The 12075-nt window shown below is 66.2% G+C and carries 16 protein-coding genes and 1 riboswitch; of the genes, 14 read left to right on the forward strand and 2 right to left on the reverse strand.

Translation table 11 applies throughout. The features are described 5' to 3' along the window. The 8 genes from V2B31_RS16700 to V2B31_RS16735 form a co-directional block, all read left to right on the forward strand. Positions 1-201, forward strand: a 201-nt coding sequence (locus V2B31_RS16700) for a peptidoglycan DD-metalloendopeptidase family protein (protein ID WP_328280627.1), incomplete at its 5' end; no start/stop codon positions are given. A gap of 54 nt (positions 202-255) precedes the next feature. Next, positions 256-453, forward strand: coding sequence for a type II toxin-antitoxin system VapB family antitoxin (locus tag V2B31_RS16705; protein ID WP_328280629.1), 198 nt, complete (start codon positions 256-258; stop codon positions 451-453). Further along, positions 450-818 carry a type II toxin-antitoxin system VapC family toxin gene (locus V2B31_RS16710; RefSeq protein ID WP_328280631.1) on the forward strand — a complete coding sequence of 123 codons (369 nt, stop codon included), beginning with the start codon at positions 450-452 and terminating at the stop codon, positions 816-818. Before V2B31_RS16705 ends, V2B31_RS16710 begins: the two co-directional genes overlap by 4 nt. Before the next feature lie 105 nt (positions 819-923). After that, positions 924-2276 (forward strand): S41 family peptidase, encoded by a 1353-nt coding sequence (locus tag V2B31_RS16715; protein WP_328280633.1) that lies wholly within the window; start codon positions 924-926, stop codon positions 2274-2276. 135 nt (positions 2277-2411) lie between these two features. Next, positions 2412-2891, forward strand: a complete 480-nt coding sequence (locus V2B31_RS16720; RefSeq protein ID WP_328280635.1) for a disulfide bond formation protein B — start codon at positions 2412-2414, stop codon at positions 2889-2891. Continuing rightward, complete coding sequence (locus tag V2B31_RS16725; RefSeq protein WP_328280636.1) at positions 2888-3442, forward strand: demethoxyubiquinone hydroxylase family protein; 555 nt, start codon at positions 2888-2890, stop codon at positions 3440-3442. The genes V2B31_RS16720 and V2B31_RS16725 overlap by 4 nt, the downstream gene beginning before the upstream one ends. Before the next feature lie 13 nt (positions 3443-3455). Further along, positions 3456-3992, forward strand: coding sequence for a hypothetical protein (locus tag V2B31_RS16730; RefSeq protein WP_328280638.1), 537 nt, complete (start codon positions 3456-3458; stop codon positions 3990-3992). Positions 3993-4078: 86 nt separating this feature from the next. Continuing rightward, positions 4079-4462, forward strand: a complete 384-nt coding sequence (locus V2B31_RS16735; RefSeq protein ID WP_328280640.1) for a hypothetical protein — start codon at positions 4079-4081, stop codon at positions 4460-4462. A 157-nt stretch (positions 4463-4619) separates the two neighbouring features. Here V2B31_RS16735 and V2B31_RS16740 read toward each other — a convergent pair whose 3' ends face one another. After that, positions 4620-6191 carry an amidase gene (locus V2B31_RS16740; protein WP_328280642.1) on the reverse strand — a complete coding sequence of 524 codons (1572 nt, stop codon included), beginning with the start codon at positions 6189-6191 and terminating at the stop codon, positions 4620-4622. Continuing rightward, positions 6188-6601, reverse strand: coding sequence for a DUF1801 domain-containing protein (locus V2B31_RS16745; RefSeq protein ID WP_328280644.1), 414 nt, complete (start codon positions 6599-6601; stop codon positions 6188-6190). Before V2B31_RS16745 ends, V2B31_RS16740 begins: the two co-directional genes overlap by 4 nt. 33 nt (positions 6602-6634) lie before the next feature. Further along, positions 6635-6746: riboswitch (yybP-ykoY riboswitch) on the forward strand. Between the two features lie 92 nt (positions 6747-6838). Between V2B31_RS16745 and V2B31_RS16750 the strand changes: the two genes are divergently transcribed. The 6 genes from V2B31_RS16750 to V2B31_RS16775 form a co-directional block, all read left to right on the forward strand. After that, positions 6839-7417 (forward strand): TMEM165/GDT1 family protein, encoded by a 579-nt coding sequence (locus V2B31_RS16750; protein WP_328280646.1) that lies wholly within the window; start codon positions 6839-6841, stop codon positions 7415-7417. Between the two features lie 100 nt (positions 7418-7517). After that, entirely contained in the window at positions 7518-8444 is a 927-nt protein-coding gene (locus V2B31_RS16755; protein ID WP_328280648.1) for a complex I NDUFA9 subunit family protein, read from the forward strand. Positions 8445-8592: 148 nt separating this feature from the next. Continuing rightward, positions 8593-9399 carry an undecaprenyl-diphosphate phosphatase gene (locus V2B31_RS16760; protein ID WP_328280650.1) on the forward strand — a complete coding sequence of 269 codons (807 nt, stop codon included), beginning with the start codon at positions 8593-8595 and terminating at the stop codon, positions 9397-9399. A gap of 165 nt (positions 9400-9564) precedes the next feature. Then, positions 9565-11010, forward strand: coding sequence for an NAD(P)-dependent oxidoreductase (locus V2B31_RS16765; RefSeq protein ID WP_328280652.1), 1446 nt, complete (start codon positions 9565-9567; stop codon positions 11008-11010). Next, complete coding sequence (locus tag V2B31_RS16770) at positions 11007-11735, forward strand: DUF2059 domain-containing protein (protein WP_328280654.1); 729 nt, start codon at positions 11007-11009, stop codon at positions 11733-11735. The genes V2B31_RS16765 and V2B31_RS16770 overlap by 4 nt, the downstream gene beginning before the upstream one ends. 33 nt (positions 11736-11768) lie before the next feature. Continuing rightward, a partial coding sequence (locus V2B31_RS16775; RefSeq protein ID WP_328280656.1) for a hypothetical protein occupies positions 11769-12075 on the forward strand: 307 nt, incomplete at its 3' end.

A 12075-nucleotide genomic window follows, 5' to 3' on the forward strand; every position in this document is an offset into this window, starting at 1 on the left:
GGCCAGATCCTCATCATCGACCATGGCCAGGGCTGGACCACCCTCATCACCGGCCTCCACCGCGTCACCGCGCAGGTCGGCGACATGGTGCGGCAGGGCGATCCGGTCGGCATCACCGGCGCCGAACGCCCCAACATCACCGTGGAACTGCGCCGCAACGGCCGCCCGGTGGACATCGTGCCGCTCGTGGGGTTAGGGTGAGGCATTGAAACGTGCATCATTTGATGCTAGAAATTGTGCATCAGGAGATTGGAGATGCGCACCACTGTCACGCTTGACGACGAGCTTGTCGCCAAGGCCCAGGAATATACCGGCCTCACGGAAAAATCCGCACTCATTCGGGAAGCGCTCACGTTACTCGTACAGCGTGAGGCCGCGCGTCGGCTTGCCCGGCTTGGCGGTTCGCAACCGGATTTGGAATTGCCGCCAAGGCGTCGGCCGGACATGCCGTGATCCTGGCCGACACATCCATATGGGTCGACCATCTGCGGGGGATGCCGACGATCTTGCAGGCCTTACTAGACGATGGCGAAGTTCTGACCCATCCGTTCGTGATCGGCGAAATCGCGATGGGCAATATCCAACCCCGCGCGTCCATATTGCAGACATTCAACCGATTGCCGCAGGCCAAAGCCGCGAGTCATGACGAAGTGATGCACCTTGTCGAGGTCGAACGGCTCTATGGCCTGGGGGTCGGCTATATCGATGTGCATCTCCTGGCTTCCACGATGCTGACGCCCGATGCACAATTCTGGACAAGAGACAGGCGACTGTTCGACGCTGCTGTCCGCCTGGGCATTGGCTGGAGCCCCCATTAACCCGACGCTCATCGTTGATCGGCGACACCCGGTCGAAGCGCGCTTTTGCGTTGACGGGCGAATCGCCCTATATTGGCGATCTTGATGCGGACTCCAGGAACTCCCATGAAATCCACCTTCCTCCAGGGCGCTGTTGCGCTCGGGGCGCTTGCGCTCATTCCTGCCACCACCGCCGCGCTCGCCGACGGGGAGGCGTCGAGCTACAAGGCGCTCGATGAATTCATGGACGTGTTCCAGAAGGTCCGCAGCGACTATGTCGAGAAGGTCGATGACGAAAAGCTCATCAAGGGCGCGATCGACGGCATGCTCGCCAGCCTCGATCCGCACAGCAGCTTCCTCGACGCACGCGATTTCCAGAATCTCCGCACCCAGACCGAGGGCAGCTATGGCGGCCTTGGCCTCTCGGTCACGCAGGAGGATGGCGCGGTCAAGGTGATCGCCCCCACGCAGGACACGCCCGCCTGGCGCGCGGGCATCAAGGCGGGCGACTATATCACCCATATCGACGGCCAGCTCATCTATGGCGGCACGCTGGACGAAGCGGTGGACAAGATGCGCGGCGCGCCGGGCACCAGCCTCAAGCTCACCATCGTGCGCGCCGGCCGCGACAAGCCGATCGACCTCACCCTGACGCGCGAGATCATTCAGCTGAAGCCCGTCAAATGGGAAGTGAAGAACGGGATCGGCGTCATCAACATCGTCAGCTTCTCGGCCAATACCGGGGCGGATGTGCGCTCGGCGATCCGCAGCATCGACAAGAGCCTGGGCCACAAGCCCACCGGCTACATTCTCGACCTGCGCTCCAACCCCGGCGGCCTGCTGGACGAGGCGGTCAGCGTCAGCGACGCCTTCCTCGAACGCGGCGAGATCGTGTCGCAGCGCGGCCGGGCGAAGGGCGATGTCGAGCGCTATTATGCCAAGCCCGGCGACGACGCCAAGGGGCTGCCGGTGATCGTGCTGGTGGACGCCGGCTCGGCCTCGGCGTCGGAAATCGTGGCCGGCGCGCTTCAGGACCAGCATCGCGGGCTGGTGATGGGCGAGCGCAGCTTCGGCAAGGGCTCAGTCCAGACGATGCTCCCCCTGAGCAACACGACCGCGCTCAAGCTGACCACCGCGCGCTATTATACGCCCTCAGGCCGCAGCGTGCAGGAAGGCGGCATCCAGCCCGACATCCGCGTGCCGCAGCTCAGCGACCCCGATTACAAGAACCGTCCCAAATTCCGCGAAAGCGACCTGCGCCGTCACCTCATCAACGAGATCAAAACCGACGACGCCGCGCTGGAAGAGGACAGCAAGGACGATCCCCGCTTCGCCATGACCGCTGAGGAGCTGAAGAAGAAGGGCGTCGAGGATTTCCAGCTCGACTATGCGCTCAAGACCATCGCCCGCCTCGCCGGCACCCCCGGCGCGACGATCGCCCAGGCGCAGGTCGCCGCGCGCAAGCCGGCGACGAAGTAGCTCTATACCAACCTCCGTTCGCCCTGAGCCTGTCGAAGGGCACGCGCGCCCTTCGACAGGCTCAGGGCGAACGGAGTCCAGGAACGCGCTCAAGTTCAGCATGACGAAAGCCGCCTTAGGCTTTAAGCGAGTGCCATGAAGAGCCTCCCCCTCGCCCGCGCCATCGCCCTGCTGACGCCGCTGGCGCTGCTCGGCGGCGCCTATGCCTTTCAATACATCGGCGGCCTGCCCCCCTGCGAGATGTGCTGGTGGCAGCGCTACCCCCATTTCGCCGCCGTCCCGCTCGCGCTCATCGCCTATGCGCTCAAGGGCAAGCCCTGTTGGAGCGCGCTCTTCGCGGGCCTCGCGGGCCTTGCCATCGGCATCAGCGGCCTGATCGGCCTGTTTCACGCCGGCGTCGAATATCATTGGTGGCAGGGGCTGACCGCCTGCTCCACCAGCGGCGGCGGCTCCAGCGCCGACATATTGAACCAGATCATGGCGAGCCCGCTTACTCGCTGCGACGCTGCCCCCTGGTCGCTCTTCGGCATTTCGATCGCCGGCTATAACGGCCTCTTGTCCGGCGCGGCCGCGCTCGCCATCTTGGCGCTGCTGCTGCGATGGAGGAAGGCATGAGCGAGGCGAAGCCGTTTCCCCGGCCGGGCAAGAAGCCGGGCGAGGCCGATCGCGCCGCCATGCTGCGCGTCGACCAGGCGGGCGAATATGGCGCGACCCGCATCTATGCCGGGCAGCTCGCGGTCATGGGCGACCGCCACCCCTATGCGCGGATCATCGCCGGCATGGCGAGCCAGGAGCAACGCCACCGCCAGGCGTTCGATGCGATGATCGCCCGGCGCGGCGTCCGCCCGACGCTGCTGACGCCGGTCTGGGATGTCGCCGGTTTCGCTCTGGGCGCTGTCACCGCCGCGATCGGTCCGCAGGCAGCCATGGCCTGCACCGCCGCGATCGAGACCGAGATCGACCGCCATTATGCCGAGCAGCTCGATCAACTAGGCGACGACGACCCGGAACTCGCGCACGCCATCGCGGATTTCCAGGCGGAGGAGGTCGAGCATCGCGACGCCGCCATCACCCATGGCGCCGAGCAGGCCCCCGCCTATCCGCTGCTGTCGGGCGTCATTCGCCTGGGCTGCCGCGCCGCCATCGCGCTCTCGAAGCGCATCTGAGAAGGACGAGATGATGAGCAAGACCCTGATGATCGCCGCGCTCGCCCTGATGGCCGGGTCCGCGCCCGCGCTCGCGCAGCAGGCGACCGCGCCGACCGCCGTGACCGATCCTGCCAGCGAAAAGGTCAATCTCGTCATCGTCTATGGCGACGACGCCTGCCCGCAGAGCCAGGGCAGCGAGATCGTCGTCTGCGCGCGCAAGGGCGAGGAGGAACGCTACCGCATCCCCGAACCGCTGCGCGGCGATCCCAACAAGCCGAGCAATCAGGCGTGGGGCGAGCGCGTCCGCTCGATGGAATATATCGGCCGCTCGGGCACCGAAAGCTGCTCGCCGGTCGGCGGCGGCGGCGCGACCGGCTGCTTCGCGCAGCTCGCCCGCTTGGCCAAGGCCGAACGGCAGGCGGCGAACGACGCCAGCTGGAAGGATCTGGTCGAGGCCGAGCGCGCCCGCCGCCTCTCCACCATCGACGCCGACAGCGAAGCGATCGAAGCGCGGGTCAAGGCCGAAGAAAAAGCCGCCGCCGCCCAAGCCGCGCCTGCACCCCAGTGACGGAAGGGGGCGCCCCGCGCCGTCATGCGGATGGACATGGCGCGGGGGCGCGCCGCGCGGAACGGGGAACGAAGAAAGGCGATCTGATGCGGCCCCTGTTCCTCCTCCCTCTCCTGGCGCTCGCGACCCCCGCCGCCGCGCAGCCCGCGCCGCCGCCCGAACGCATCCAGAACCTCACCGTCTATGGCGACGATCCCTGCCCGCAGGGCGAAGGCGACGAGATCGTCGTCTGCGCCCGCCGCCCCGAATCGGAACGCTACCGCATCCCCAAGAAGCTGCGCGAAAAGCCCGCGGTCGCCGGCGGCCCCGGCTGGGGCAGCCAGGTCGCGACTATGGAGCAGGTCCAGCGCCAGACCCTGCCCAACAGCTGCTCGGTAATCGGCAGCAACGGCTTCACCGGCTGCACCGCCAAGATGCTGGAACAATGGTTCGCCGAACGCCGAATGCAGCAAAGCCGCGGCGAACCTTGATACCAGAGGCTCCGTTGATGAGGCCTCATAAGCCCCTCCCCTTCAGGGGAGGGGTTGGGGTGGGGTCTATCCGGTTAGCGCTGTTCTTCCAGCAGACACCCCCCCCCCCCCCCCCCCCCTGAAGGGGAGGGGAGAGCCTTGCTCAACGCATTATGCCCTACCGTGCCCCCTCCAGCGCCGCCCCCTCATCCACCGTCGCGCGGAAATCGGGCCGCAGCCGCAGGCCCGCCGCCTGTTCATAGGCATAGCCCGCGTCCAGCAGCCGCTGCTCGGCATAGGCGCCCGCGATGAAGCTCAAGCCCACCGGCAGTCCGCGCACCAGCCCCATCGGCACGGTAAGGTGCGGGTATCCCGCGATCGCCGCCGGCCCGGTCGATCCGCCCGGCCCCTCATATTGGTCGCCCCACACCGTATCGGAGGGCCAGGCCGGCCCGTAGCTGATCGTCACCAGCAGATCGACGCGATTGTCCGCCAGCATCGCGTCGATCCCCTCGCGGCCCGCCAGCCGCAGCGACTTCTCGCGCGCCGCCTTATAGGTCGGATCGTCCAGACCCGCCTTGGCCTGCGCCATGGTGAAGATGTCCTGCCCGAACAGCGGCATTTCCTTGTCCGCTTGGGCGCTGTCGAAGGCGATGAGGTCCGCCAGCGTCCGCGTCGCCACCTGATCGGGCCGGGTCGAGGCGAGATAGGCGTTCACATCCGCCTTGAACTCATATTTCAGCACCTCGTAACTCGCGTCCGACATGCCCTCCATCGCCGGCTTCTTGACCTCGACCAGGGTCGCGCCCAGCCCCTTCAGCACCGCCAACGCCGCCTCATACCGCGCCAGCAGCTCCGGCTGCACCCCGCCGCGCAGCACGCCGATCCGCATCCCCCTGATCTTCGCCGGGTCCAGCGCGGCGGCATAGTCGCTCGCATGGGCCATGGCATCGGCGGTGGTCGGATCGGCGGAATCGCTGGCGATCAGCGCTGAGAATAATATCGCCACGTCGCGCACGCTGCGCGCCATCGGCCCGGCTATGTCCTGGCTATGGCTGATCGGGACGATATGGGTGCGCGGAACCAGCCCGATCGTGGGTTTCAGCCCCACCAGCCCCATCATCGAGGACGGGCAGATGATCGACCCGTTGGTCTCGCTGCCGATCGCCGCCGGCGCGAAGCCCGCCGCCACCGCCGCGCCCGATCCGCTCGACGATCCGCAGGTGGTGCGATCGAGCGCATAGGGGTTGCGCGTCAGCCCGCCGATCGCGCTCCACCCGCTCATCGACCGTTCCGACCGGAAGTTCGCCCATTCGGACAGGTTCGTCTTGGCGAGGATGATCGCGCCCTTCGCCTTCAGCGCCGCCGCGACCGGCGAATCGCGACCCGGTGCGTTGCGCGCCAGCGCCAGCGACCCGGCCGTGGTCGGCATCCCCGCCGCCTCGATATTGTCCTTGAGCAGGATCGGCACGCCGTGCAGCGGCCCGCGCAGCTTCCCCGCGCGCCGCTCGGCATCGAGCGCCCGCGCCTGCGCCACCGCATCGGGATTGAGCGTGATGATGCTGTTGAGCCGCGGCCCCGTCCGGTCCATCGCCGCAATGCGCTTGAGGTATGCGCGCACCGCCTTCTCGCTGCTGGTGCGCCCGCTCGCGAGGTCGGCGGACAGCGACGCGATACTCTGATCCTCGATTCCCGCCTGCGCCCCCGGCGCGACGAGCAGGGCGGCGGCGATCGCGAACGGCATTTTCATCGGGGACAGGTCCGGTCCATATGGTCGAGGCTCTTGGCGATCAGCCGCTCCAATACCGCCATGTCGATCCCCGAGAGGCGCTTGACATAGAGGCAGCCCTTGCCGCTCCGATGCTTGCCCAAGGACGCGAAATCCTCCTCCTGGAGCCCGTGCATGTAAAAGACCAGCTCCGCCTTGCGCGGGGAAAAGCCGATGCGGCAACTCTCCCCTTCCCGCCCGCTCTCATAACGATAATGGTAACGCCCGAAGCCGATGATGCTCGGCCCCCACATCCGCGCCGGCTCGCCCGAAAGCTGCGCCATCAGCGTGGCGACGACGCGCCCGTCCGCCTGTCGCTCCTCGGGCGCCACCCCCGCCAGGAAATCCTCGACCGCAGCGTCGGTCTCGACCGTCTTGTTCGCTTGCCCCATGGCTTGCCATCTCCCTGCCGCTAGACTAGAGGCTAGCGCGTCATCTGGGGAGTAGCCAGCCGTTCGCACAAGCGGACGGGCCATATGTCAACATATTTGGCCGAGAGGCCGTGGCATGTGGGATGCGGGGCGCGAGACCCGCATCGGGCGAGACCAATGGCATCGACGCTTCTGTCCGGCCGGGCGGAAAGCGCGATGGCATTGAGTCGATTGTCTCCGCCCGGCCCCGGAACGTGCATGACCCCTCTCTTCACCTCCGCCGGTCTGGTGGCGCTCGCGGAAATGGGCGACAAGACGCAGCTGCTGGCGATGCTGCTCGCCACCCGCTTCCGCAAGCCGCTGCCGATCATCCTCGGCATCTTCGCTGCGACGATCGCCAATCATTTCCTGGCCGCGCTGGTCGGCCACTCGATCGCCGGCGTGCTGACGCAGGACTGGTTCCGCTATGTCGTCGCCCTGTCCTTCATCGCCATGGCGGGCTGGACCTTGATCCCCGACCGGATCGACGCGGATGCGCCGCTCAGGGCGCCGCCCAGGGCCAGCGTGATCCTGACCACGCTCATCGCCTTCTTCCTGCTCGAAATGGGCGACAAGACCCAGGTGGCAACCGTGGCGCTCGGCGCACGCTTCGACAATCTGCTCGCCGTCACCTTGGGCACGACGCTCGGCATGATGATCGCCAATGTCCCCGCCGTCCTTTGCGGCGAAGCGCTGGCGAAGAAGGTGCCGATGCGCGCGCTTCAGGTCGGCGCGGCATTGCTGTTCCTCGCGCTCGGCCTCTGGATGCTGGCCGACCTCATCGGCCTGCTCGGCTGAAAAGGCGATGCTGCCCGCGCGGGACGGTTGTCAGCGCGCGGCGGCTGTTGCAAGGGGATAGGCGGAGTCTTCCCCTTATCTTGGACATGGGACGCGCGTGATGAAGGACAGTCTGGTTACGATCTTCGGCGGCGGCGGCTTTCTCGGCCGGCAGGTCGCGCAGGCGGTGATGGCGCGCGGCGGCCGCGTGCGCGTCGCCCAGCGCGATCTTGCCACCGCGCTCCGGGTCAAGCCCTTGGGCGCGCTCGGCCAGACCCAGTTCGTCGCGGCCGACATCCGCAAGCCCGCCAGCGTCGCCCATGCGGTGCAGGGCAGCGACATCGTCATCAACCTGGTCGGCATCCTCGCCGGCGATTTCGACGGCTTCCACCGCCAGGGCGCGGCCAATGTCGCGAAGGCGGCGGCGGACGCCGGCGCAAAGGCGCTGGTCCATGTCTCGGCCATCGGCGCGGACGCGGAAAGCCCCTCCGCCTATGGCCGGTCGAAGGCGGCGGGCGAAGCGGCGGTCAAGGCCGCCTTCCCCGCTGCGACGATCATCCGCCCGTCGATCATCTTCGGGCCGGAGGACCAGTTCCTCAATCGCTTCGCCGACCTCATCAGCCTCTTCCCCGTCGTCCCGGTCATCAGCGCCGCGACCCGGTTCCAGCCGGTGTTCGTCACCGACGTCGCCGAAGCGATCGCCAACGCCGCGGCCGATCCCGGCCAGCATGGCGGCAAGACCTATGAGCTTGGCGGGCCGCAGACCCTGTCGATGAAGGAGATCAACAGCTGGATCGCCGGCACGATCGGGCGGACCAAGCCGCTGGTCGAGGTGCCGGCCGGCGTCGCGTCGCTGCTCGCCCTGCTGCCCGGCGGCCCCATCACCCGCGACCAGCTTGCGATGCTGGGCCGCGACAATGTCGTGGCACCGGGTGCGCCGGGCCTCGAAGCGCTGGGCGTCGCGCCGACCCCCATGGGCGCGGTCGCCGACCGCTGGATGGTCCGCTACCGCAGGCATGGCCGTTTCGCCGGCCGCGTCAGCGCCTGAACCTTCGCATCCTCCCCTCATAGGGGAGGTGGCAGTCACGAAGTGACTGACGGAGGGGTGTCCCCCTCTCGATAGCGCGACACCCCTCCACCATTTGCTACGCAAATGGTCCCCCTCCCCTTGCAGGGGAGGATGCACAGGAGCCCCCATGGACCATATCCTCACCGTCATCCTGCTGGGCATTGTCGAGGGGCTGACCGAATTTCTGCCCGTCTCCTCGACCGGCCACCTGATCCTCGCCAGCGAGCTGCTCGGCTATGACGCCGCCACCTGGGCGATGTTCAACGTCGTCATTCAGCTCGGCGCGATCCTGGCCGTGGTGGTGCTCTACTGGCGCACCTTCTGGGCGGTCGGCATGGGCCTGCTGCGGCGCGAGCCTGTCAGCTGGCGGTTCCTGCGCAACCTGCTGCTCGCCTTCCTCCCCTCGGCGGTGATCGGCCTCGCGCTCCACGACTATATCGAGCAGCTATTGGGGGAGCCGCAGGTCGTCGCCTGGGCGCTGATCGCCGGCGGCATCGCCATCCTCCTTATCGAGCGGGCGGTGAAGGAACAGCGCTTCCACGGCATCGCCGACATCCCCGTCGGGCGCGTGCTCGGCATCGGCTTCATCCAGTGCATTTCCATGATCCCCGGCGTCAGCCGATCCGGCGCGACGATCATGGGCGCGCTGACTCTGGGCGTCGAGCGCCGCACCGCCGCCGAGTTCAGCTTCTTCCTCGCCATTCCCACGATGCTCGGCGCGACGACGCTCGAACTCCTCAAGAAGGGCGACCAGCTGACCAGCGCCGCTGTGGGCTGGGGCGACATAGCGCTCGGCTTCGTCGTCTCCTTCTTCGTCGCGATCGCCGTGATAAAGGGCTTTGTCGGGCTGGTGTCGCGGCACGGCTTCGCTCCCTTCGCTTGGTACCGAATCGTCGCCGGCGCGGCGGCCCTGATCTGGCTTGGCGCACGGTAGGACCGGATCGGCCATATTTAATGAAAGATTATTACAGGAATTTGCATCGCTTGCAGATATCCGCGCGGAAATAGGTCAGTCTTCATGTCGTATAGCGCAGAATCCGCGTGACTCTGCGGGTTTTTCTGCTATGCGGCTTGGCGTACCGACATTTGGGGACGCTGCATGGCTGACAATCCGATGCTGAAATTCGTGGGCTTGGGCCAGGCCTATCCCGACAAGCGCGCCGCCGACGACCGCGCCGACGATTTTCTTGAAATCAGCCGCAGCTTCCTGGTCGAAAAGGCCGAGGAGCAGGCGTCGCGTTGCTCGCAATGCGGCGTGCCCTATTGCGCGACCCATTGCCCGCTGCACAATCATATCCCCGACTGGCTGCGCCTCACCGCCGAGGGCCGTCTGCGCGAAGCCTATGAACTCAGCAACCTGACCTCCACCATGCCCGAAATCTGCGGCCGCATCTGCCCGCAGGACCGGCTGTGCGAAGGCAATTGCGTCATCGAATTTTCCGGCCATGGCGCCGTCACCATCGGCAGCGTGGAGAAGTTCATCACCGACACCGCCTGGAAGGAAGGGTGGGTCGAGCCGCTCGTCCCCGGCAGCCCCACTGGCCAGTCGGTGGGCGTCATCGGCGCGGGGCCGGCTGGCCTCACCACCGCCGAATATCTGCGCGCAGCGGGGCATGAGGTGCATGTCTATGACCGGCACGATCGCGCCGGCGGCCTGCTGACCTATGGCATCCCCGGCTTCAAGCTGGAGAAGGACGTGGTCATGCGCCGCATCCAGCGCCTCAAGGACGGCGGCATCCTCTTCCATGAGAGCTTCGAGGTCGGCCGCGACGCCACCCTCGAAGAGCTGCGCCGGAAACATGACGCGATCCTGATCGCCACCGGCGTCTACAAGCCCCGCGACATCAAGGCCCCCGGCGTCGGCGCGGCCGGCGTGGTGAAGGCGCTCGACTATCTGACCGCCTCCAACAAGGCGGGCTTTGGCGACGCGGTGCCTGAACATGAGGACGGCACCCTGCTCGCCACCGGCAAGAAGGTCGTCGTGATCGGCGGCGGCGACACCGCGATGGACTGCGTCCGCACCGCCATCCGCCAGGGCGCGACCTCGGTCAAATGCCTCTACCGCCGCGACCGCGACAATATGCCGGGATCGCAGCGCGAAGTCGCCAATGCGGAAGAAGAAGGCGTCGAGTTCGTCTGGCTCACCGCCCCCATCGCGTTCGAGGGCGTCGATCATGTCACCGGCGTCAAGGTCACGAAGATGCGCCTCGGCCAGCCCGACGCCTCCGGCCGCCGCGCGCCCGAGCCGGACCCCGGCAGCGAGCATGTGCTCGACGCCGATCTCGTCATCAAGGCATTGGGCTATGACCCGGAGGAATTGCCCAAGCTGTTCGGCGCGGAAGACCTCTCCGTCACCCGCTGGGGCACGCTGCGCGTCGATCACAAGACGATGATGACATCGGTGGACGGCGTGTTCGCGGCGGGCGACATCGTGCGCGGCGCGTCGCTGGTGGTCTGGGCGATCCGCGACGGGCGGGACGTGACGGAGCATATGCATCGTTATCTGCGGGCGAAGGCCAAGGTCGGTGAGAAGGTGCCGGCATGAGGGGAGTATTTGTCTTTTGGTTTTTGCTGGCGACATGCGTTCCAGCTGCACCGGCGTTGGCAAACGAGGCCGAAAGTTCCCCAATCACTATAGGCCGCCAAAAAGCAATGCAGTTGCTTGACGTCAGTTCGCCTTTACAAGACATGAAAAATCAGTTCGTCAGCAATTTCATATCGTCGTTTAACAAGTCGATCGACACAGATGCAAGGTTCGCCCCTCTTGAAGCACGTAAACCAGGTTTGCGGAAAGCATTAAAAGCTGCTGTTGCGGCGGAAACTGAGCGGCAGGCGACGCCCGAATTGTCGTTGGTGCGTCGGCATCTTGCCGACTTGTTCGAACAAGTGCTGACTATCCAAGATATGGATACGGCTATTGCGTTCTTTTCCAGTCCTGCCGGGACTCGCATCAAGCAGCGCATGATGGCTGGAAGTCAGGCGCAAATCGATCAAATGAGGGAAACCGGCGAACTTCGCCGAGACCTGAACGCTGGCTTGGAAAAGGTCGTCAACAGTGCCGCAGCCTCGGGTCTAGAAAATATGAGCGCGGAAGATAGCTTAGCGGTCGTAAAGTTCGGCCAAACGCCTGCCTCCCGAAAAATGGAGGCTATTAGACCGCAGTTCATGAGCATGATGAGCAATGAAATGCAAGTTATGGCCGGACGTGTCGTCAAAAAGATCAGTCCTGTTGTCGGCAAGGCAATTGCTGATCACATGTCTAAGAAGTGACTTGGCAGGGGTAATGACGTGACAAACGACAGAATGGAATCCGAACGCCTCCGCCTCGCGCGTGAGGGCATGTACCGCCCCGACCTCGAATCCGACGCCTGCGGCGTGGGCCTCGTCGCCGCGACCGACGGTCGTCCCTCCCGCCGCGTCGTCGCCTCCGCTATCGACGCGCTGAAAGCCGTGTGGCATCGCGGCGCGGTTGATGCGGACGGCAAGACCGGCGACGGCGCGGGCATCCATGTCGATCTGCCGGTGCGCTTCTTCGATGACGCGATCGCCGACTCAGGCCACAAGCCGCTGCCCAACCGCCTCGCCGTCGGCATGATCTTCCTGCCGCGCA

Origin of the sequence: Sphingobium sp., from assembly GCF_036170395.1 — a bacterium.
Classification (GTDB): Bacteria; Pseudomonadota; Alphaproteobacteria; order Sphingomonadales; family Sphingomonadaceae; genus Sphingobium.

What these genes read in the sequence shown, in the direction of transcription:
- V2B31_RS16760 (WP_328280650.1), top strand. Translation starts at nt 8,593, where the DNA reads ATGGACCATATCCTCACCGTCATCCTGCTGGGCATTGTCGAGGGGCTG.
- V2B31_RS16750 (WP_328280646.1), top strand. Translation starts at nt 6,839, where the DNA reads ATGACCCCTCTCTTCACCTCCGCCGGTCTGGTGGCGCTCGCGGAAATG.
- V2B31_RS16715 (WP_328280633.1), top strand. Translation starts at nt 924, where the DNA reads ATGAAATCCACCTTCCTCCAGGGCGCTGTTGCGCTCGGGGCGCTTGCG.
- V2B31_RS16720 (WP_328280635.1), top strand. Translation starts at nt 2,412, where the DNA reads ATGAAGAGCCTCCCCCTCGCCCGCGCCATCGCCCTGCTGACGCCGCTG.
- V2B31_RS16765 (WP_328280652.1), top strand. Translation starts at nt 9,565, where the DNA reads ATGGCTGACAATCCGATGCTGAAATTCGTGGGCTTGGGCCAGGCCTAT.
- V2B31_RS16730 (WP_328280638.1), top strand. Translation starts at nt 3,456, where the DNA reads ATGAGCAAGACCCTGATGATCGCCGCGCTCGCCCTGATGGCCGGGTCC.
- V2B31_RS16745 (WP_328280644.1), bottom strand. Translation starts at nt 6,601, where the DNA reads ATGGGGCAAGCGAACAAGACGGTCGAGACCGACGCTGCGGTCGAGGAT.
- V2B31_RS16735 (WP_328280640.1), top strand. Translation starts at nt 4,079, where the DNA reads ATGCGGCCCCTGTTCCTCCTCCCTCTCCTGGCGCTCGCGACCCCCGCC.
- V2B31_RS16770 (WP_328280654.1), top strand. Translation starts at nt 11,007, where the DNA reads ATGAGGGGAGTATTTGTCTTTTGGTTTTTGCTGGCGACATGCGTTCCA.
- V2B31_RS16740 (WP_328280642.1), bottom strand. Translation starts at nt 6,191, where the DNA reads ATGAAAATGCCGTTCGCGATCGCCGCCGCCCTGCTCGTCGCGCCGGGG.
- V2B31_RS16705 (WP_328280629.1), top strand. Translation starts at nt 256, where the DNA reads ATGCGCACCACTGTCACGCTTGACGACGAGCTTGTCGCCAAGGCCCAG.
- V2B31_RS16755 (WP_328280648.1), top strand. Translation starts at nt 7,518, where the DNA reads ATGAAGGACAGTCTGGTTACGATCTTCGGCGGCGGCGGCTTTCTCGGC.
- V2B31_RS16725 (WP_328280636.1), top strand. Translation starts at nt 2,888, where the DNA reads ATGAGCGAGGCGAAGCCGTTTCCCCGGCCGGGCAAGAAGCCGGGCGAG.